This window comes from Methanosarcina sp. 2.H.A.1B.4 (assembly GCF_000979385.1).
In the GTDB taxonomy this organism is placed as follows: Archaea; Halobacteriota; Methanosarcinia; order Methanosarcinales; family Methanosarcinaceae; genus Methanosarcina.
In genome coordinates, this window is sequence record NZ_JJOV01000090.1 from 49,393 (window position 1) to 69,359 (window position 19,967).

The 19,967-nt window shown below is 49.5% G+C and carries 16 protein-coding genes; all 16 read left to right on the forward strand.

From position 1 onward, the window contains the following. The first annotated feature begins 823 nt into the window (after window positions 1-823). The 16 genes from EO92_RS14850 (at window position 824) to EO92_RS14925 (ending at window position 19,912) form a co-directional block, all read left to right on the forward strand. Window positions 824-1,972 (forward strand): iron-containing alcohol dehydrogenase, encoded by a 1,149-nt coding sequence (locus EO92_RS14850; RefSeq protein WP_048172739.1) that lies wholly within the window; start codon window positions 824-826, stop codon window positions 1,970-1,972. Window positions 1,973-2,090: 118 nt separating this feature from the next. Then, a complete protein-coding gene (locus EO92_RS14855; RefSeq protein ID WP_048172742.1) occupies window positions 2,091-2,618 on the forward strand; it encodes an LURP-one-related/scramblase family protein in 528 nt (175 codons plus the stop codon). A gap of 40 nt (window positions 2,619-2,658) precedes the next feature. Next, a complete protein-coding gene (locus EO92_RS17955; protein WP_200896786.1) occupies window positions 2,659-2,826 on the forward strand; it encodes a hypothetical protein in 168 nt (55 codons plus the stop codon). Window positions 2,827-2,914: 88 nt separating this feature from the next. Further along, on the forward strand, window positions 2,915-4,201 hold the full coding sequence (locus EO92_RS14865) for a sodium:proton antiporter (protein WP_156165849.1): 1,287 nt from the start codon (window positions 2,915-2,917) through the stop codon (window positions 4,199-4,201). Window positions 4,202-4,591: 390 nt separating this feature from the next. Continuing rightward, entirely contained in the window at window positions 4,592-5,665 is a 1,074-nt protein-coding gene (locus EO92_RS14870) for an AI-2E family transporter (RefSeq protein WP_048172749.1), read from the forward strand. 353 nt (window positions 5,666-6,018) lie between these two features. Continuing rightward, window positions 6,019-6,576 carry a DUF1269 domain-containing protein gene (locus EO92_RS14875; protein WP_048161823.1) on the forward strand — a complete coding sequence of 186 codons (558 nt, stop codon included), beginning with the start codon at window positions 6,019-6,021 and terminating at the stop codon, window positions 6,574-6,576. Between the two features lie 292 nt (window positions 6,577-6,868). Then, the gene (locus EO92_RS14880; RefSeq protein WP_048172993.1) at window positions 6,869-7,981 is read left to right on the forward strand and encodes a mechanosensitive ion channel family protein; all 1,113 of its coding nucleotides are present in this window, start codon (window positions 6,869-6,871) and stop codon (window positions 7,979-7,981) included. Window positions 7,982-9,199: 1,218 nt separating this feature from the next. Further along, on the forward strand, window positions 9,200-9,715 hold the full coding sequence (locus EO92_RS14885; RefSeq protein ID WP_235283363.1) for a DUF1269 domain-containing protein: 516 nt from the start codon (window positions 9,200-9,202) through the stop codon (window positions 9,713-9,715). A gap of 179 nt (window positions 9,716-9,894) precedes the next feature. Continuing rightward, on the forward strand, window positions 9,895-12,249 hold the full coding sequence (locus tag EO92_RS14890) for an arylsulfatase (protein WP_048172750.1): 2,355 nt from the start codon (window positions 9,895-9,897) through the stop codon (window positions 12,247-12,249). Between the two features lie 153 nt (window positions 12,250-12,402). Beyond that, the gene (locus EO92_RS14895) at window positions 12,403-13,410 is read left to right on the forward strand and encodes an AI-2E family transporter (protein ID WP_052734380.1); all 1,008 of its coding nucleotides are present in this window, start codon (window positions 12,403-12,405) and stop codon (window positions 13,408-13,410) included. Then, window positions 13,411-13,596, forward strand: a complete 186-nt coding sequence (locus tag EO92_RS14900) for a hypothetical protein (RefSeq protein ID WP_048172754.1) — start codon at window positions 13,411-13,413, stop codon at window positions 13,594-13,596. It abuts the gene before it with no gap. After that, a complete protein-coding gene (locus EO92_RS14905; RefSeq protein ID WP_048172756.1) occupies window positions 13,597-14,958 on the forward strand; it encodes an anaerobic sulfatase maturase in 1,362 nt (453 codons plus the stop codon). Window positions 14,959-15,248: 290 nt separating this feature from the next. After that, on the forward strand, window positions 15,249-16,739 hold the full coding sequence (locus tag EO92_RS14910) for an arylsulfatase (protein ID WP_048172759.1): 1,491 nt from the start codon (window positions 15,249-15,251) through the stop codon (window positions 16,737-16,739). A 352-nt stretch (window positions 16,740-17,091) separates the two neighbouring features. After that, a complete protein-coding gene (locus EO92_RS14915; protein WP_048172760.1) occupies window positions 17,092-17,742 on the forward strand; it encodes a MarC family protein in 651 nt (216 codons plus the stop codon). A gap of 173 nt (window positions 17,743-17,915) precedes the next feature. Then, on the forward strand, window positions 17,916-18,362 hold the full coding sequence (locus EO92_RS18335; RefSeq protein WP_048172764.1) for a hypothetical protein: 447 nt from the start codon (window positions 17,916-17,918) through the stop codon (window positions 18,360-18,362). Window positions 18,363-18,598: 236 nt separating this feature from the next. After that, window positions 18,599-19,912, forward strand: coding sequence for a DUF1254 domain-containing protein (locus EO92_RS14925; RefSeq protein ID WP_048172766.1), 1,314 nt, complete (start codon window positions 18,599-18,601; stop codon window positions 19,910-19,912). Window positions 19,913-19,967 lie beyond the last annotated feature (55 nt).

Consider the following 19,967-nt stretch of genomic DNA (forward strand, 5'->3'; position numbering starts at 1 on the left):
CGTTTGGAAAAAACAATCCGTGTCTGCGCGCTATTGATTCATCTTTGCATTCTGTTCAAGTCTCGCCCGAATTGCGATTCGGGCTCACAGGAAATCGAAGATTTCCTGGGAGTTGCACTGCAAGTAAAACAGCCTGCGGTCCTTTTCGCTGCGCTCAAGAGGACTAACTTATGGATTTTTCTGATCCGTATAACCTTATTCACTGTACTGTGTCGTTTCTGTCACGCTCGACGCAGGAGAGCGGTCTTTCCCAAAAAGAAAAGAAAGAAGAAAAGAGAAGAGGAGTGAAGAGAAGAAAGAATCTAAAACTCAGAAAGTAAAAAGAATATAAAACTCGAAAAGTAAAAGCCGCTGAGGACGCTTGTGAGTAAGAGCGAGAACCAAACAGATCAAACCGACATAAGTTTCGGCCTTATCTTTCTTTCAAATCTTTTTTCATTCTTTTTGCAGGGCCGCCAGCTTGTCTGGCGGAGGCATTTATATTTATTTGGGTTAAAAAAAGGTTTTTGGGGTAAAGGAAAGCATTCTCTTAGTCCTGTGGCTATTTCCTTCAATATTTGTCTCTCTCAATTGCGATACTGGCTTATAGATTGTTTTTATGGACTGGCGGGGAGGCCGAGGCCTGGGCGGCACAGAGAGAAAAAAACTGAAAGATTCTTTCCCTGGGTTCTTTTTGTTCTTCGCATATTTTCCCTTAGCTTTGAACCCCCCTGCCCAGGAGCAAAACTTTATTAGCTGCCGGGAAAAAGTTGTATCAATTAATATTTTGTTTTTTATAAAATTTTGGGGAATTTGAAAACTGTTGTTAAAAGGAGTTGAAAACATGACATATACCTATCTGAACCCAAAAATAGCCCTTATGGGGGCTGGCTGTGTAAAAGAAATAGGCAAACAGGCAAAAGAACTTGGGGGTACTAAAGCCCTGATCGTTTCCGGGAAGAGCAGGCATGGAGAGGAGCTTGCGGGGGATATCCGGAAGATCCTTGAAGCTGCAGGACTGAAGGCAGCAATCTTTGCAGGAGCAGAGCCGAACCCTACAGACAGCTCGGCTATGGAAGGGGCAGAAATATACAAAAAAGAAAACTGCGACATGATAGTTGCTGTCGGAGGGGGAAGCCCGATGGACTGTGCAAAAGCCGTTGGGATTGTGGCTAAAAACGGGGGGATGATTAACGACTACGAAGGCATCGGGAAAGTTACTAAAGGAATTCCTCCGCTTATCACGGTAAATACAACTGCCGGTACCGCAAGCGAGATGACGAGTTTTACAATTATCACGGACACGGAAAGGCACATCAAAATGGCAATCGTTGACCCCCGCATCACACCCGACGTGGCAGTCAACGACCCTGAACTGATGGTCAGTATGCCACCAGCGCTTACGGCTGCTACCGGGATGGACGCCCTTACCCATGCAGTTGAAGCCTATGTTTCCACCATGGCTACTCCGACCACCGATGCGGCTGCTATCAAGGCAATAGAGCTAATCTCAAAATACCTGCCAGAAGCCGTTGCCCACGGGGAAGATGTAAGGACAAGAGACATGATGGCCCATGCCGAATATCTTGCAGGGATTGCTTTCAACAACGCAAGCCTTGGCTACGTGCACTCCATGGCCCACCAGCTCGGCGGATTATATAACCTCCCGCACGGCGTCTGCAACGCAATTCTCCTCCCTTATGTGGAAATGTACAACAAGGAGGTCTGTCCTGAACGGTTTGCTGATATCGCAAAGGCAATGGGAGAAAAAGTTGAGGGCCTGAGCCCTGAAGAAGCCGCAGACAAAGCCATAGCAGCAATCAAAAAGCTTGCATCCGACAGTGGAATTCCTTCAGGTTTGAAAGAGCTCGGAGCCAGGGAAGAAGACCTCGAACTGCTGGCGGAAAATGCCATGCAGGATGTCTGCCGGCTTACAAACCCAAGAGAGCTCTCAAAAGAAGATGTAATTGAAATTTACAGGAAAGCTATGTGATCGGAAAAAAGTCATGTATTGATGCCAAATTATAAATCAATTTGAATATATATCATTTATATTTATATACTCAACAAGGGAAGAGACATGGAATACAATAAAAAGGGAGTGATTTTTAATGGGACGGATCTTGGGCGGTCTCAGAGGCCGAGGAGCAGAAAGCACACAACGCTACAAAATGCACGAAAAACTCATTTCCATAGGGGATGACTACTGGATCGAAAATGAGGCTGGTGAGAGGGCATTCTATGTTGACGGCAAAGCTCTCCGTATTCGCGACACCCTGATCATCAAGGATGTGCAGGGACACGAGCTGTACAAACTCAAGGAGAAGCTACTCAGGATCAGGGATACGCTGGAAATCCAGGATGGGGACGGCAAAACAGCCGCAACAATAAAAAAAGCCCTGATAACGCCTCTCCGCGACCGCTGGAAAGTTGAAGTCGCAAATGGTCCTGAAATGAATGTGCAGGGCAATATTCTGGACCACGAATACAAGATTGAAGCTGGAAGAAATAAAGTTGCAGAGGTCTCCAAAAAGTGGTTCCGGATAAGAGATACCTATGGAGTGGAGATTTCTCCCGGACAGGATGCTGCTCTAATCCTGGCGATTACTGTGGCTGTTGACCAGATGGCACACGACTGAAGGGAGAGGTTTGAAAAATGGGGAAAGAGGGGAGAAAAGAATGGGTGAAACCACCTCTTTTTTGAATATCCTTGAGACTGTAGGCGTCCTTGCCACACTGATCTTCGTGATTACCAGCATACTGGGCATGGGGTTCTCCCTGACAGTATCCCAGAAAAAACTTCCACGGAACCGGCAAGGTGAAGGGGAGATGCAAAAAAGCAGCTGAGAGCTCAAAAAACTGATGGCGCAAAAGTGACAGTCTGCACCCGAAAGCAGAAGGAATTTCCACGACAGCAGAAACAACAAGCTTTGTCATTGCCTTTGCTGCACTACTCTTTGTTTATAGCCTTGTCTCCCAAAGAATCTCTAAAACCGTTGTCACTACCCCGATAATTTTTGTTGCGGCCGGAATGCTGCTCAGCCCTGAAGGGCTCGACATGGTAGAATTTCCAGAAGGGAGCAGTTTCATCCTCAAGGTAGCTGAGGTGGCTCTGGTACTCACACTGTTCGCCGATGCTTCCAGGATCAAACTGAGGTCACTGGGCCAGAAGGAAGGTCTGCAAAACCGCCTCCTCTTTTTTGCCCTGCCCCTTATTATTATCGCAGGGACTGTTGCTGCTGCGATCATATTTTTGGACCTGAACTTTGCCGAAGCTGCACTCGTGGGAGCTATTCTTGCCCCTACAGATGCCGGGTTGGGCCAGCCTATCGTAAGCAACCCGAAAATACCTGTCCGGATCCGACAGAGCCTAAACATCGAAAGCGGGCTCAACGATGGGGGAGCAATTCCTCTTTTCATCTTCTTCCTTACACTGGCTAAAGGAGAGGAACTTAACCAGCCGATAGCTACTATTTTATCCCTAACAATTGAACAGATAGGGTATGGAGCTCTGGTCGGTATCACACTGGGTCTGCTTGGAGGATGGCTTTCCGGCAGGGCTATCAGGGCAGGATGGACTTCCACGCTTTACCGCAGGATCGAATTTCTGGCACTTGCCATCATCTCCTGGCTTGTGGCCGATACGCTGGGAGGAAGCGGATTCATAGCGGCTTTTTTAGCGGGAATGGCAAGCGGGGCTATGGGCAGAAAGGTCGAGGAGGAAGAGATCATTCTTACGGAAGCCGAAGGGAGTATCCTGAGCCTTGCAGTTTTCTTCATATTCGGGGTCGTAACCGCAACAAGGCTTCCAGCCATCGGTTTGTCTGAGGTCGTTTATGCAGTACTGAGCCTCACTGTAATTCGTATGGTCCCTGTAGCAATCTCTCTGATTGGTGCGGGTCTGCACCGCGAAACCGTCCTCTTCCTTGGCTGGTTTGGCCCGAGAGGCCTGGCATCGGTCGTCCTTCTGCTCATTGCTGTGGAAGAGGCAAAAGGGATTCCGGGGCTTGAAACGATAGTTCTTGTCGTGATCACCACAGTCCTCATAAGTATTTTTGCCCACGGAATTTCCGCAGGCCCTGCAGGCGAATGGTATTCACGGATAGTAGCTGCACTTCCAGAAGATGCGCCGGAAAGAATGGAAGTGAAGGAACTGCCTGCACGTCAGGGCTTTACCGCTACCGAAGGCGTGCTAAAAAACTCCAGGGAGAACACGAAATAAAGAGAAAAGAGGCAAAAAGGAAAGTGGGAAAAAGGAAAGTGGGAAAAAGAAAATAAGGAAATATAGAAGAGAAAATCCTAAAATTATATATGCTAATTTATATATATTCCGGGATTTATACATATATTGTGTCCATTCAGTGACTTAATAGTTTAATTAAAAAATGAAAGGAGATTGGGGTTTTTATCTTCTTTCTTTAGATGGGGGAGCTGGAGTCTTTACTTTCTTCATTTATTAAAATGGTAGCTAAAAAGACAGGATGCGAAGTTACTGATTTTTAATTCTTCTCAATTGAAATGCATGGAAATTAGAGAGCAAGACAGGGAAGTTGATCTATGAAAATTTGAAAAACAAAAAAGGCAGCAAAAGAAAAATCCGGAGTAAGAAAGCTTGGGGGATGTAAATATAAATGCAAATACCAGTTCAACGCCAGCCAAAATTCTAATTTACAGCACTGCTGCAGTTCTTCTTACACTTGGTATGAAAGCGATTTCAACTATACTGATACCGGTTTTTTTCGCTCTTTTTGCCTTTCTAATCTTTGCTCCTCTGGTTCGCTGGCTCATGAGGAAAGGGGTTCCTGGAACAGTTAGCGTTTTTCTTGTAATCCTGTTTTTCATTTTTGTTTTTTTTGGAACCGCAGTTCTGTTTGTAAACTCTTTAATCCAGATCAGTGACCAGATTCCAAACTATGAAAATCAGTTGCAGGGTATTCTGAACAGTATTTCAACATATTTGCCTGCAGCTGGAGTTTCAGTGGAATCGGTCCTGCGCGATATTGCAGCATTTGCTTTCAGAGTGTCTGGGGAAATTATTTCAGGGGCCTTAGGTGCCGGATCAACAATTGTGCTCATTGTTATCACGACAACGTTTTTACTTCTGGATTCTGCAAGTGCGCCAGAAAAGGTTCAAAAAGAAGTTGAAGATCAACCAGTCCGTCTTTCGAAGTTTACCGAATTAAGCAGCAAAGTTATAAATTACATGCTCCTGAGGACTGAGACCAATTTGCTTGGGGGAATTGGAACTGCCATACTGCTCTTTATTGGGGGTATAGATTTTGCTCTTCTCTGGGGATTCCTGACATTCCTGTTCGGTTATATACCTTACCTGGGCTTTTATCTGGCCGCTGTACCACCTATGCTCCTTGGCCTGTTCAAGTATGGGCCTGTTGGGGCAGTGGCGGTCCTTGTCGGTATTAGTCTTATCAATATGCTCGTGGAAAATGTTCTTTTCCCGTCCCTTGCAGGAAAAGGCCTTAAATTATCTCCCACGATTGTATTTCTTTCCCTGTTTTACTGGTCTTTCATACTGGGAGCTGCAGGTGCGTTGATTGCCGTACCCCTTACAATAGTTGTAAAGATAATTCTGGAAAGTTCCGACGAAACATACTTGATGGCTAAACTGATGGAATCAAGTGGGGATAGAGGTCAGGATGAGGAAAACGCGAACAATAATGAATCCTGAGATTTTTGAAGAAAGGGGGTTTTCAGCCTGCGGAATTTAGATCTATCTTCCCTGCTTTCCGGCAAATTTTGATCTTAAGTGCATTTTTATATGTGCTCAATTATATATAAACCGGACTTTATATATCGCATTGCTAATGCTGCTAAAACTGTTTTTAGGTACTGATTTCCGGATAAGGGGGAAAAGAAAGATAGCCGCCGGAAATGTGAAGAGATTTCGCAGCTTATCCGGATAGCTCTTGTCCCTTCAATGAGGAACGTGTAAACGGAAAGAAGGTAAACGGAGAACAAGGCAGCAGAGGAAAAAGAAGAGGAAGAAGAAGAGGAAGAAGAACTTCAAAAGGGGGAAAACAAATGACCGAAGTAATGTATGGACCTATGCAGCTCTTAGTTATCGTATTCGAGAACCCGGACTTCCACGGCCAGATCCGGCGTGAACTTGGGTCAGTCATGGAAAAAGGAATGATCAGGCTCATTGACCTGCTGTTCGTATGGAAAGACGAAAATGGAAACATCAAGTATATGGAAACCACACAACTGGACAAGGAGGAGAGAATGCGTTTCGGGGCCGTAGTAGGAGGACTTCTCGGATTTGGAGCCGCAGGTGAAGAGGGAGCTATAAGAGGCATTGAAGAAGGAGCCCTGGCAGCAGCCCAGGAAAACTACGGAATTACCGAAGAAGATATTCTGGAGGTAACCGATGCAATCCCGGAAGGTACTGCCGCTGCCATCCTTATCATCGAACACCTCTGGGCAAAGAATCTCAAACAAGCGATCCGTGAAGCTGGGGGAGTGCTGGTTTCCCAGGGCATGATAACACCTGAACTACTTGCTCTAGTTGGAGAGGAACTGGCAGAAGCGGTTAAATTTGCAGAGGAAAAGAAGCCTGGAATGGCAGCAGCGACACCCTGAAAAGTACCAAAACTTAAATGCCGGTTTTAAGAATGTTTTAAGACCTGATACTCTGCTCCGGATCAGTACCGAAAACCCGGAAGAAAACGGACGATAGGGCTTTCATTTTCGGTCTTTTTAACGGTAGTGGATATGCGAAGGTTCAAAGTTACTTGTTTTTTATTTATTTTCATTACCCGGAATGCAGGGGATCAGGCAGCAGAAGAGGATTCTGACTTAAAAAGATAGATTCGAAGGAATATACCTGAAGATTCTGTTGCAGGGACAGTACGGGGCCGGAGAGGAATGTAAAATGGTTGAGATTGAACAGATGCTGCCCCTCGGCGGAATTCTCTTGAAGCTGGCCGTTATTCTGGGACTGACAATAGGAGCCATAATAGTAAGCCGATTAATCCTGAAGCACCTGGTCTGGTCGGCAATCAAAAAGACAAAAACAAAAGCTGACGATAGGATTCTCCGCCTTTTAGAAAATCTACTGGTCCTTTATATTATTCTGCGGGGCATGCAAGCCATAGTAAGGCTGTTCGGTGAATCTGTCGGGCTCTATACAGGATTCGCGGATGACCTTTTCTTTCTTCTTTACTGGTGTATAGGGGTCTACATTATTTTTCGCCTCATATCCATTGCTTCAAACTGGTACATATCCCGGGTGCCCCTGCGGGATCGGGAAGAAATCGACCAGAGAGTTGTGCGCTCCATACAATACATATTTTTGCTGGTTTTCAGTTTTCTGGCCATAATTGTGCTTCTTGGACATTTCGGGATCACCGGGGCCGCATTTACTGCGTCACTTACTGCCCTAGGTATCGGGGGAGTAATAGTTGGCCTTGCAGCCCAGACGACGCTCGCGGATATAATAACCGGGATCATGCTTCTCATTGACCGCCCCTTCCGGATCGGAGACCGGATTCAAATCGAAAAACTCGATACCTGGGGAGATGTGATAGAGATCGGATGGCGGTCAACTCGTATTCTTACCAGGGATAATCGTCTGGTAGTAATTCCAAACTCTGTTATCGGCCTGGATATGATCACCAATTATTCCATACCCGGCAAGATGTTCCGTGTAGAGACCGATGTAGTTGTATCCTATGGCCCGGATATCGAGTACGTACGAAACCTGATTATTGAGGCTATGAAGCATGAAGACTGGATCATGCACGAACAACCTGTACAGGCTCTCTTACTCAGGTTTACCGGATCAGGAGTGGAGTTCAAAGCCAGGTGCTGGATAGAAAATTACGTGGAAACCAGGGTTTCAGAGGACAAGCTCAACACGGCAATATATAAAGCCCTGATAAATGCGAATATATTGATGCCTTCTTCCGACATCATTGTTCATATTTCTGACCAGGAAAATGAGCTGAAAATTTCCAGACTGGGCAGAGATTCAGGTGATTCCTGATTAATCAGTTGATCTATTCCGGTACCCGGAGCTGGAAGCTTTCAGTTTTCTTTCCCTGCGCCGCCCGGAGCTTGGGCCAGCCTGCCAGCCAGATAAAAAGTGCCCGACAAAACAACACAGCAATAAAGAGAAACAATACATTGGAGAAATGTCCCGGGGGCTGAGAGAATACTTTCCTTAATCCCGGAAACTGATATTCAATTCACAGGTAAATACAAGCGCCTCCGCCAGCTTGTCTGGCGGCCCTGAAAAAAAGAGGGAAATAAAAAAGAGATTTGACAAAGAGTGTTTTTCAAGTAGAATTTGATTTGTTCTTTTTTGTTGGGTCTTACGGTTTCCTCGATATTACGGTTTCCTCGATATTACGGTTTCCTCGATATTACGGTTTCCTCGATATTACGCTTTCTTCGATATTACGGTTTCCTCGATAGTTTTTGCTTGCTGACTTTTATTTTCGATCTTCTTTTCGGGCTTTTTTGCGGGAAAGACCGCTCTCCTGAGTCGAGCGTGACAGGAACGACACAGATAGTGAATAATGTTGCACGGATCAGATAGATCTATTATCTAGTCCCCTTTCTCCAACAGAAAGGAGCAATCCATTTCGGCAGACCCGAGAAAATAAATCAACATGCATAGGATAATATGTATAAACGAAGAATTATATAAAGCGAATAATTGAACATCGAGCTTGGGGGAAGTGATCTCGAAGGTTCAGTGGGGGTTAACAGCATCAAAATTTACGGTAGATACCTGGCAGGTGGTTTTTAGGCGTTATAAAAGACACCTGAAGAATCTCAAGCCTTCAGGTTCAAACCGATAATAGTCAAAAAAGAAATTTAAATGGAATTAATCTCGCTCTGAATAGCTCTGGCTATGGCAGAATATCAGTATCATTAGACCCTATGAGATCACATTAATAAAACCCACATGGGACAACAAATGAAAAAATACTGTAAATTTCCCTATCAGAAGCGATTGTCAGAAGTGATTATTCCTCGACCCTCGGCGCAAAACGGTTTGTGAGCTTTGAGTAAGGCTTTTTCCCGGTTACTATGCTGCTGCTAAGACAGCAGAAAATGTGTAAGCCAGAGAAGAAGACATGGTACCCCGGCTTTTTCAAGAATTACAAAACGATAGTGGAGATGCCGGTTCCACCTTGATTAACGAGCTGGCATAAAAACAAAGCAACAAAGAAAAAATGTGAATATAAAAGGAGGTTTGAATATAGCAACTCTAACCGTTTTAAAATTTGACACCCCTGGCGGTGCAGAACATGCACTTGAAGTGGTAGAGGATTTGAGCAAGAAGCAACTGATCACCCTGCAGGATGCAGCAATCGTTTCCTGGCCTATGGGCAAAAAAAAGCCAAAAACGAAACAATTAACCAGCATGACTGGAGTAGGTGCACTGAGCGGCGCATTCTGGGGCATGCTGTTCGGCCTGATCTTCCTGGTCCCGATCTTTGGCCTGGTCGTCGGGGCCGCGCTGGGTGCGATGTCAGGCTCCTTTGCTGACATTGGTATCAGTGATGATTTCATCAAGTCGATCCGCAGCAAAGTGACCGAAGGCACTTCTGCACTTTTTTTGCTGACCAGCGATGCCGTGCACGATAAGGTAGCAGAAGCTGTCAAAGGCCTCAAGTTCGAAATTATTGCTTCCAACCTGTCCAAAGAAGAAGAGGACAAGATGCGTGAAATGTACGCCGAAGAAGAAGAGGCAGCTCCGGCAATGTAAGCTTTGACCTGAAAACCGCCACCTCGGGGATACCTGCATTCCCGGAAACTGCCTGTAAAACAGGAAAATATCGATTCTTGAATAAAATGAATTAGGAGAGAGGAGCGAAAAGTCAGTTCCTTTCCCCATTTTTGTTTTCATGTTTTTTCCGGAAAATCCAAGCAATTATCGGAGGATAAATGCCATTAAAAGAATACAAACCCGGAACCTCCTTCTCCGGCGTCATAGGAAGGACTGCAGACCAGTCAGAACCCGCCTGGCCGGAACCAAACCGGGCTAAAGAAGGAACACCAAATGTGTTATTTATCGTGCTGGATGACACAGGCTTTGGACAGCTTGGCTGCTATGGTTCACCCATTAATACACCCAATCTGGACAGCCTTGCGGAGGGAGGCCTTGTTTACAATAATATGCATACTACGGCGCTGTGTTCACCCACCCGCACCTGCATCCTGACAGGGCGAAACCACCACTCGAACAACATGGCCTGCATCACCGAAGGCTCAACAGGCTATCCCGGCTACAACGGTTACATACCCTTTGAGAATGGGTTTTTGTCGGAGATGCTTCTGGAGCACGGCTACAACACCTATGCCGTGGGCAAATGGCACCTGACACCTGCAGACCAGATCTCGTCAGCAGGGTCCTACGACCGCTGGCCTCTAGGTAGGGGATTCGAGCGCTTTTACGGCTTTTTGGGAGGCGAAACCCACCAGTATTATCCTGAGCTGGTTTACGACAACCACTCCGTTAACCCTCCCAAAACTCCCGAAGAGGGCTACACCCTGAATGAGGACCTGGCGGACAAAGCCATCCAGTTCATTGCCGACGCCAAGCAGGTCGCACCCAACAAGCCCTTTTTCATGTACTTCTGCACCGGAGCCATGCATGCCCCTCACCATGTCCCAAAAGAATGGGCGGACAAATACAAAGGCAAGTTCGATGATGGCTGGGAAGCTTACAGGGAAAAGACCTTTGCCCGGCAAAAGGAACTGGGCATAGTCCCTAAAGACGCCGAACTATCCCGTCACGACCCGGATGTCAAACCCTGGGATGAATGCTCACCTGAGGAGAAGAAGCTCTACGCCCGCATGATGGAAGTCTTTGCCGGATTTCTGGAACATACCGATTACCATATTGGAAGGCTGCTGCAGTTCCTGAAAGACATTGGCGAATTTGATAACACGTTGATCATGGTGATTTCCGACAACGGGGCCAGCTCCGAAGGCGGCCCGACGGGATCAGTCAACGAAAACCTGTTCTTCAATAATGTACCCGAATCGCTTGAGGAGAACCTCGCAGCCCTGGACAAGCTGGGGGGCCCGGAAACTTACAACCACTATGCCTGGGGCTGGACCTGGGCGGGAGACACACCCTTCCGCCGCTGGAAACGAGAAACATACCGCGGCGGCATCAGCGACCCTTTCATCGTCCACTGGCCCCGGGGAATGATGAGCAGGGGCGAGGTCCGCACCCAGTACGCCCACGCTATTGACATGGTGCCCACAGTCCTGAAGTGCCTGGGAATTGAGCCACTGACGGTTATCAAAGGGGTGACCCAGGCGCCCATCGAAGGCTTCAGTTTTGAAGATAGCTTCGATAATGCCGGTGCGCCTTCAAAGCACCACACCCAGTACTTTGAGATGATGGGGCACCGCTCCATTTACCATGAAGGCTGGCGTGCCGTCTGCCCGTGGCCGGGCCCTTCTTTCACCGAAGCAGGAATGTCCTTCGGTGAACCGATCCCGGCAGGGAAGCTGACCGAACTGGATGCAAAAGGCTGGGAACTTTACCACATAGAGAAGGACTGGACCGAGAACCATAATGTGGCTGCGGAAAACCGGCCGAAATTGATCGAGATGATTGCCACCTGGTACGTGGAAGCCGGAAAATACAACGTGCTACCTATCGATGCCCGCGGAGTGCTGCGCCTTGCCGACGAAAGGCCTCAGATTGCCGCCGAAAGGACACGTTACACATATTATCCCGGGACCCAGGTCGTGCCCATGAATGCAGCGGTCAGGGTCCTCAACCGCCCGCACAGCATCACTGCCGATGTTGAGATTCCTCCGGGAGGGGCTGAAGGAGTCCTGCTTGCCCACGGGGGTATCGACGGAGGATATTCTTTCTACATCAAAGGTAGAAAGCTACACTGGGTTCACAACTACGTAGCCAGGACCCTCTATCATATCGAGTCCGTGGAAAATGTCCCGGAGGGTAGGCATAAACTCCGCTTTGAGTTCGAAGTTACCGGTAAGCCGGATGTGGCAAAGGGCATGGGTTCACCAGGCAGAGCTCAGCTCTATATAGACGGAAAATTAGTAGGCCAGGTTGAGGTTCCCGTGACGACTCCGATTATAATTGGACTGACAAGCGGAATTACCTGTGGCTCGGCTCCCGGAGCTCCGGTCACACCTGACTACCAGCCTCCCTTTGAGTTCACCGGGAAGATCTACAGTGTGACCGTGGATGTGAGCGGGGAGCTTATCGAGGACAAGGAAGCCGAGACCCGCATGGTCATGGCAAGGCAGTGAAGATAGGACGGATGACATGTTCGGATGGGGGACCGGCAGGCAATCCGGTAACCTGGGAACTGCCAACCCTACCCCGGGGGGAGAAACATTACGGACAAACAACTTCGAAGCGACTTTGCCCGGAGCGCACCGTACTGGCTGCGCCGCGCAGGTGTGGTTAGCTGGCTCTTCCTGGGCATCGTGCTCGCCGCCAGCACCGTCCTTAGCGTCATTGCGACCGTGAGCAGTATCACCGTCCCGCTGCTCGTTGCGGTGGTGATTGGCATTGTCTTTCGGCCTCTTGTGGACACGCTTGAGCGGCGGCGGGTTCCCCGCATTGTCGGCACGGTGCTGACCATGCTGTTTATATTTCTGGGTGCCACCGCCCTATTCTTTATCCTGGTAAAGGGTTTCATTGACCAGGGAGCCGAGATCATCCGCCAGCTCGAAGCCGGTTGGGCCAGCCTGGAAGCCTGGCTGCTACAGTTCCAGGTCGAGGAAGAGGCCCTCGATTCTATCAGCGCCGCAATCGCAGATGCCCTGCCTGCGCTGGGCCAGGGCATTATCGGGCTCCTCGGTAGCACGTTTTCAAGTGCTGCAGCACTCCTGATAGGGATCTATTTCAGTGTGTTCATCCTCTTTTTCATCCTGCGGGACGGGCCTGAAATAGAGGTCTGGCTGGCCCGGCAATTCAACTTAAAACCCGGGACCGGTACGGCTATCGTTGCCGACATCAGCCGTTCCATACGGCTTTATTTTCGGGGCACTGCGATCACCGCAGCGATTACGGCGATCGTGGTGGCCGTGCCCCTGATTATCCTCAAGGTGCCCCTGGTGGCTTCGATTCTCATCCTCTACTTTTTTACTTCATTTATTCCCTACATAGGCGCCTTCATTGGCGGCGCTTTTGCCGTGATTATCGCCTTTGGTTCCGGGGGAGCAGAAACAGCGCTGATTATTGCGGTGGCGGTGACCATATCCAACGGGGCGCTGCAGAATGCCATAAATACGTGGGCGCTGGGGACTACTCTCAAGGTTCACCCGCTAGTCGTGTTCCTGGTCACAATCGCAGCCGGCGTTGTCGGGGGAGCCCTGGCCATGATACTGGCCGTGCCGCTTACGGCAGTTGTGATACAGACGGTGCACCGCTTACGTCAGGAGGGAGTTTTTGCAGAGGAGTAGATGGTCCGGATGCACGGGACAAAAGGAGAATTTCAAATGACAGAAAATACAGGCAGACCTTACGAAGTCCGAATAGTGGCCCGAAGCATGGCCCGAGGTATGGTCCAGATCATGATCAGAATCGTGGCTCGAAGCATGGAGCTCAAATTCGAGCTGGGGAATCCCGGCACCGGGAGGAAGTGTTAAATGACACAACACTATCTGCCTCCCAGAATCCATGTGCTGGCCAAGCCTACCGGGGCAATCTGCAACCTGGCCTGCTCCTACTGCTTCTTTCTGGACAAGGAATTGCTCTATCCAGGCAGCAGGTTCCGAATGTCAGATGAAGTGCTGGAGAACTACATCCGGCAGCTTATCGCAGTCCACCGCAGCCCGCAGGTGACCGTTGCCTGGCAGGGGGGCGAACCTACCCTGATGGGAATCGACTTTTACCGGCGCGCCATCAAGCTGCAGGAAAAGTACAGGAAGCCGGGAATGACATTTGAAAATACAATGCAGACCAACGGCACGCTGCTGGATGACGAGTGGTGCCTGTTCTTTAAGGAAAACGACTTTCTCATAGGGATCAGCATCGACGGCCCACGTGAACTTCACAACGCCTACAGGGTGGACAAAAAGGGCGAGGGGAGTTTTGACCGGGTCATGAGGGGGCTCCGGCTCCTGCAAAAACACGGCGTGGAATATAACGTCCTGACCACTGTCAACCGCAGAAATGCCGATTATCCGCTTGAGGTCTACCGCTTCCTGCGGGATGAAGCAAAGACAGACTGGATTCAATTTATTCCGGTCGTAGAGCGAATCAATGAGGAGGGAAAGACCCTTTACCAGAAGGGAAACACGGTTTCGGACCGCTCAGTGCAGCCCGAACAGTTTGGAAGTTTCCTGAGCCTTATTTTTGACGAGTGGGTGAGAAATGATGTGGGAAGGGTCTTCGTGCAGACTTTTGAAGCTTCTGCACGTAGATGGCTGGGGATGCCTTCATGCATGTGCGTTTTTGAGGAAACATGCGGTATGGGACTTGCCCTGGAGCACAACGGGGACCTCTACTCCTGCGACCATTTTGTGGAGCCGGAATACCTGCTGGGAAATATTATGGAGAAAGAGATAGGCGAGCTTGCAGCTTCGGAAAAGCAGTACAAATTCGGGCAGGATAAACGAGACACTCTCCCACAGGTATGCCGGGAATGTGATGTGCTCTTTGCCTGCATGGGGGAATGTCCTAAAAACCGTTTCCTGACAACCACGGACGGGGAACCGGGACTGAACTACCTCTGCGAAGGCTGGAAAGCTTTCTTCCGACACATCGACTTTCCGATGCAGATCATGACAGGCCTTATACGCAGGGGCTACCCGGCACCAGAGGTGATGAGGGTCCTGGCTCTGGAAGACGCTTTTGCCCGGGCAGGAAGAAACGATCCCTGCCCCTGCGGTAGCGGGCTCAAGTTCAAACGCTGTCACGGTCTCAAGAAAAACGGACCTGAAAGGAAGGACCGGAAGCAGATAAAGAATAGGGATCAGCCACAGTCCGGACCTGTTGTACGATTCTGAAAGGAACAAAGTGGGGAGTAGAGAAGAAAAAATTCGTATTTTGTTCAATTAAGCACCTGAAGACTGCTAAAAAGTGTTGATTTGAGATATTTATCAATCAACCAATCAACCAATAAATCAACCAATCAATCAACCAATCAATCAATCAATCAATCAATCGATCAATCAATCGATCAATCAACCAATCAATCAATCAATCAATCAATCAATCAATCAACCAATCAATCAACCAATCAATCAACCAATCAATCAACCAATCAATCAACCAATATATTCCAGGGGGGTTAAGAATGGCAGAAAAGAAACCGAACATTCTGGTCATCTGGGGAGATGATATAGGAATTAGCAACCTCAGCTGCTACAGCGACGGCCTGATGGGCTACAGAACGCCCAACATCGATAGGATCGCTAACGAAGGCATGAGGTTCACCGACTCTTATGGGGAACAGAGCTGCACTGCCGGAAGAGCTTCGTTTATCACCGGGCAGAGCGCTTTCCGGACGGGGCTGAGCAAAGTGGGCATGCCAGGGGCTAAGGTAGGGATACAGTCCGAGGACCCGACCATCGCCGAACTGTTAAAAGCTCAGGGATATGCCACGGGACAGTTCGGAAAGAACCATCTTGGTGACAGGGATGAACACCTGCCCACCAACCACGGGTTTGACGAGTTCTTTGGCAACCTCTATCACCTGAATGCCGAGGAAGAACCTGAAAACTCCGATTATCCTCCTGAGGAGGACTTCCCCAATTTCCGGAAAAACTATGCTCCCAGGGGGGTAATCCACAGCTATGCCGACGGGCACATGGAAGACACCGGCCCGCTGGCCAGAAAACGCATGGAAACCGTAGATCTGGAGTTTCTGGAGGCAGCCATCGAATTTATCAAGCGCCAGCACGCGGCCGGCAAGCCTTTCTTTGTCTGGTTCAATACCACCTGGATGCACTTCCGGGTCCATATCCCGGACAGGATAAGGGGGCAATCAGGGCGCTGGCAGTCGGAATACCACGACGGCATGATCGAACACGACCGGCAGGTGGGAATGCTTCTGGATTTGCTGGACGAACTTGGCATCGCAGAGGATACCATCGTTGCCTACAGCACGGACAACGGCCCACATATGAACACCTGGCCCGATGCAGCCATGACCCCGTTCAGAAACGAGAAAAACTCCTGCTGGGAAGGGGCTTTCCGCGTTCCTGAGGCAGTACGCTGGCCTGGCAGGATTCCGGCAGGCATGATTTCTAATGAGATGGTGAGCCACCTTGACTGGCTGCCAACTTTCCTTGCAGCAGCCGGAGAGCCGGATATTAAGGAAAAGCTCAAAAAAGGCTACAAAGCAGGGGACAAAACTTTCAGGGTGCATCTTGACGGCTATAACCTGCTCCCATACCTTACAGGAAAGGAGAAGAAATCCCCGCGCATTGAGTTCTTTTACTTCTCCGATGACGGCGACCTGGTAGCTCTAAGGTACGATAACTGGAAACTTGTTTTCATGGAGCAGCGTGCCATCGGTACGTTACAGGTCTGGGCTGAACCTTTTATCCCGCTCCGCGTCCCAAAGCTGTTCAACCTGCGCACCGATCCTTATGAAAGAGCGGACCAGACCTCAAACACTTACTACGACTGGCTCCTCGACCATGCCTTCCTGCTGGTGCCTGCCCAGGGTGTCGTGGGAGACTTTTTGGCAACATTTAAAGAGTACCCCCCGCGTCAGAAAGCGGCCAGCTTTACCGTCGATCAGGTAATGGACAAGCTTTTGCAGGGAATCGGAAGCACCTGAATGTGGAGACAGAAAGAGAACCGATCAGGAACTTAAGGGTTGATGCCGGGCACCAGAAACGGGGAGTTGAAGCACCCTTGTTACTCCCTACCAGTTAATTCTGACAGTTACCTGCCTGGCCTGAACCCAACGCCTGTGTCTGTCGCACTGAGGTAACCACGGGTTTCCTTGGAGGGGTGCTGGTGTTTCCCTTTGCTCTGGCACTGTTCATTTACGGCCTCTGGTTATTGCGGAACTATCGTCACGGCAAAGTCGGCCTGAAGGAGGAGTCGGTTTTAACCTAATGAGTAGTAAGCTGCCAGTTTTGAAGCTTTCTGAAATTAATTTTTATAAATAAAGGAGGGAATCCTAAATGAATCTGGAGAGTCTTGATTTTTATTTTGTTTTTGACCTGTTTATGCTGCTCCTGATCGGTATGGGCCCGAAAATTGCACTTGTACCTTTTCTGGACCTGACAGCAGGCATGGAGGAGGAGACGCGGAAGAAGGTGGCGGGGCAGATGGTAAAAACGGCCGTTGGCGTTGCCCTTATCCTGGTCCTTCTCGGTTCGTTGCTGATGAAGCTCCTGCACTTTACCCCGGGAGCGGTGTCCATCGCCGGAGGCATCATCCTGATGCTTCTTGCCCTTCACATGCTGATCGGGTCAGGAAAATCGGAGGAACACGACGAAAAAACGGCTAGCCGTGATCCTATGCAGATGGCCCTGTACCCGCTGGCAGTGCCCTATCTGTTAAACCCGGCGGGAATTGCCGTGCTGGTAACCGTTTACGACCAGCTTGACTCGCTGCTCATGCTTGCCATTGTAGTCGGGCTTGTCCTCCTTATGGGTGCTCTCGACCTGGCAGTTTTCAAAAACCTGGACAAACTGGCAAAGCACCTGGACCCTTCCCGTTTAATGGTGACAGAAGCGGTTTTTGGAGTCCTGCTGGCCGCACTGGCCGTGCAACTGGTGCTGGATGGCCTGGCAAAGTTAGGCATCATTTCCGGGCTTCCCGGACATTAAAAAAGTTCTCATTTCAACACCCGGGAAAATAAGCCAATATGTATATAATGATATACATAAAAGTGCATTTATATTTATAGGTGCGTTAATAAATTAAAAACCGAACCTTTGAACCGCAAGCCAGGGGGTGGTCTTGCAGGTTCTGAAAGAATGGGGGGGTAATAATACCTGAATTGATCGAATACGAGCCCAACACGCATTTTCCGGGCGTTATAGGAAGAACACTTGACGAATCCTCACCTGCCTGGCCCAAACCGACACGGACCGGAAAGGGTGCAACGAATGTGATATTTTTCATTCTGGACGACGTGGGCTACGGCCAGATGTCAGTTTTCGGGAGGCTCTGCGAAACACCCAACCTGGAATGGTTGGCGAACAGGGGCCTGTGCTACATCAACAGCGAGCTTGTAGCCAGCAGGGACCTGCCTTACACCGTGCCCAACCTCTTTGGCATCATCGGGCTGAGCTGCGGCTACGACTCAGTCGATAGTGTCAACCCCGAAGAATACAGGGCACCGTTCACTTTCACAGGCAGGATCAGGCAGGTTGAACTTGACGTCTCGGGAGAACTGATCAAAGACGATGAAGCTAACCTGAAGCGGATGATGACTCAGCAGTAAATTTGTGTTTTGGTATTCCGCTTCTGCGGCCCGGAAAAAGCATACTTTGCTCAGAACTTCAAACTGCCGGACATAGAAAGAAGAGAAGGGATGAAACATGACAAACCAGGAATCATCAACTGACAACAAAGTACAGGAGACAGCCTGGCACAGAAGGCGTTTTATTGGCCCACGGCGGGCGGGCTGACAGCCGGTTACGCCCTTTACCTCAAAGATAAACAGAAAGGAGACAAGAGATGAACAAGATTACTCCCCAGGAATCAAAAAAAATAGCCAAAGAAGCCTACATTTTCGGCTTCCCCTTCGTGGCCAATTACCGGGTCTTTATGTACCCCCTGATCAGTGGACACCCCTTGATGCAGGGCGCCGGCTTTAATCAGTTCGCCCACAACCGGCAACTCTTCCCGCCGCAGACGCGGGATACCACCCAGCGCGACACCATTTTTTCGCTGGGTATCCTTGATCTGCGCCGGGAGCCGGTGGTCATCTCGGTGCCGGACGTGCCGGAGGGGCAGGTCTATATGCTCCAGATGGGCGATACCTCAACCGAGAGCCTGCCCTATATCAGCACCTTGACTACCGGCAATAAGGCCGGCAATTATGTGCTGGTAGGCCCCGATTTCCAGGGCTATCTGCCCGCGCCGCGGTTCAAGGGAGTCATCACCACCCGCGGTCAGTTTGTGATCATGCTGGGTCGCACAGTTGTTTTTGACCCCAGGGACCTGTCCCTGGCCCATGCTGTTCAGGATGGGATGCAGATGCGGCCCTTGAGCCAATTCCTGGGCAGCGAGCCGCCACAGGAAGTAGAACCAGTCGACTTCCTGCCATGGAAGCCCGAAGCCGCCGAAGGCCTGGGCATCTTTGATTACATCAACATGGCCCTTGCCTGGCATCCCCCGGCCATTTATGAAATGGATACGATGGCGGAATTCGCTCAAATTGGCGTGATTCCCGGCAGGCGTTTTACCACTGAGGGCTTATCGCCTGAGAATGTTCGTGCCCTGGAAGATGGCGTTGCTGAAGCCAGAGCAATAATTAATGAAATGGCGAATGAGGGAGCTGGCGAGCTTATCGGATCCTGGTCCTGGACAATAAAAGACATCAGCCGTTTTGGCAGGGATTATCTCACGCGAGCTGCCGTATCCCTTCGGAATATATACCCCAATGCACCGGATCATGCCATTTATGGCTCCGCGAACCGTGATCAGGATGGCAACCCCCTGAGAGGTACAAACACCTACAAGTTGCGCTTCGAAGCCGGAGAACTGCCGCCCGTGAATTGGTTCTGGTCGGTGACGCTGTACGACACCGAAACGACAGCTATGTATCCCAACCCTCTCGAGCGCTACAGTATCGGCAACCGCACAGAAGACATCAAATTCGACGATGACGGCTCACTCACCCTAACCATCGGGCACGCCGAGCCGGAGGACAAATCCAACTGGCTGCCTGCACCCGAGGGCTGTTTTTACTTGATCATCCGCCTGTATGGGGCCAAGCCAGAGGTTTTTGAAGGCAAATGGACGCCGCCACCGGTTAGACGGATCTAACAAAGATAGTAAAGTGGCGATCATTTAAGGGAGATAACAAATAGACAACATAAAA

Coding starts and splice junctions, on each gene's coding strand:
- EO92_RS14850 (WP_048172739.1), top strand. CDS start 824: ATGACATATACCTATCTGAACCCAAAAATAGCCCTTATGGGGGCTGGC.
- EO92_RS14855 (WP_048172742.1), top strand. CDS start 2,091: ATGGGACGGATCTTGGGCGGTCTCAGAGGCCGAGGAGCAGAAAGCACA.
- EO92_RS17955 (WP_200896786.1), top strand. CDS start 2,659: ATGGGTGAAACCACCTCTTTTTTGAATATCCTTGAGACTGTAGGCGTC.
- EO92_RS14875 (WP_048161823.1), top strand. CDS start 6,019: ATGACCGAAGTAATGTATGGACCTATGCAGCTCTTAGTTATCGTATTC.
- EO92_RS14880 (WP_048172993.1), top strand. CDS start 6,869: ATGGTTGAGATTGAACAGATGCTGCCCCTCGGCGGAATTCTCTTGAAG.
- EO92_RS14890 (WP_048172750.1), top strand. CDS start 9,895: ATGCCATTAAAAGAATACAAACCCGGAACCTCCTTCTCCGGCGTCATA.
- EO92_RS14900 (WP_048172754.1), top strand. CDS start 13,411: ATGGTCCGGATGCACGGGACAAAAGGAGAATTTCAAATGACAGAAAAT.
- EO92_RS14905 (WP_048172756.1), top strand. CDS start 13,597: ATGACACAACACTATCTGCCTCCCAGAATCCATGTGCTGGCCAAGCCT.
- EO92_RS14910 (WP_048172759.1), top strand. CDS start 15,249: ATGGCAGAAAAGAAACCGAACATTCTGGTCATCTGGGGAGATGATATA.
- EO92_RS14915 (WP_048172760.1), top strand. CDS start 17,092: ATGAATCTGGAGAGTCTTGATTTTTATTTTGTTTTTGACCTGTTTATG.
- EO92_RS14925 (WP_048172766.1), top strand. CDS start 18,599: ATGAACAAGATTACTCCCCAGGAATCAAAAAAAATAGCCAAAGAAGCC.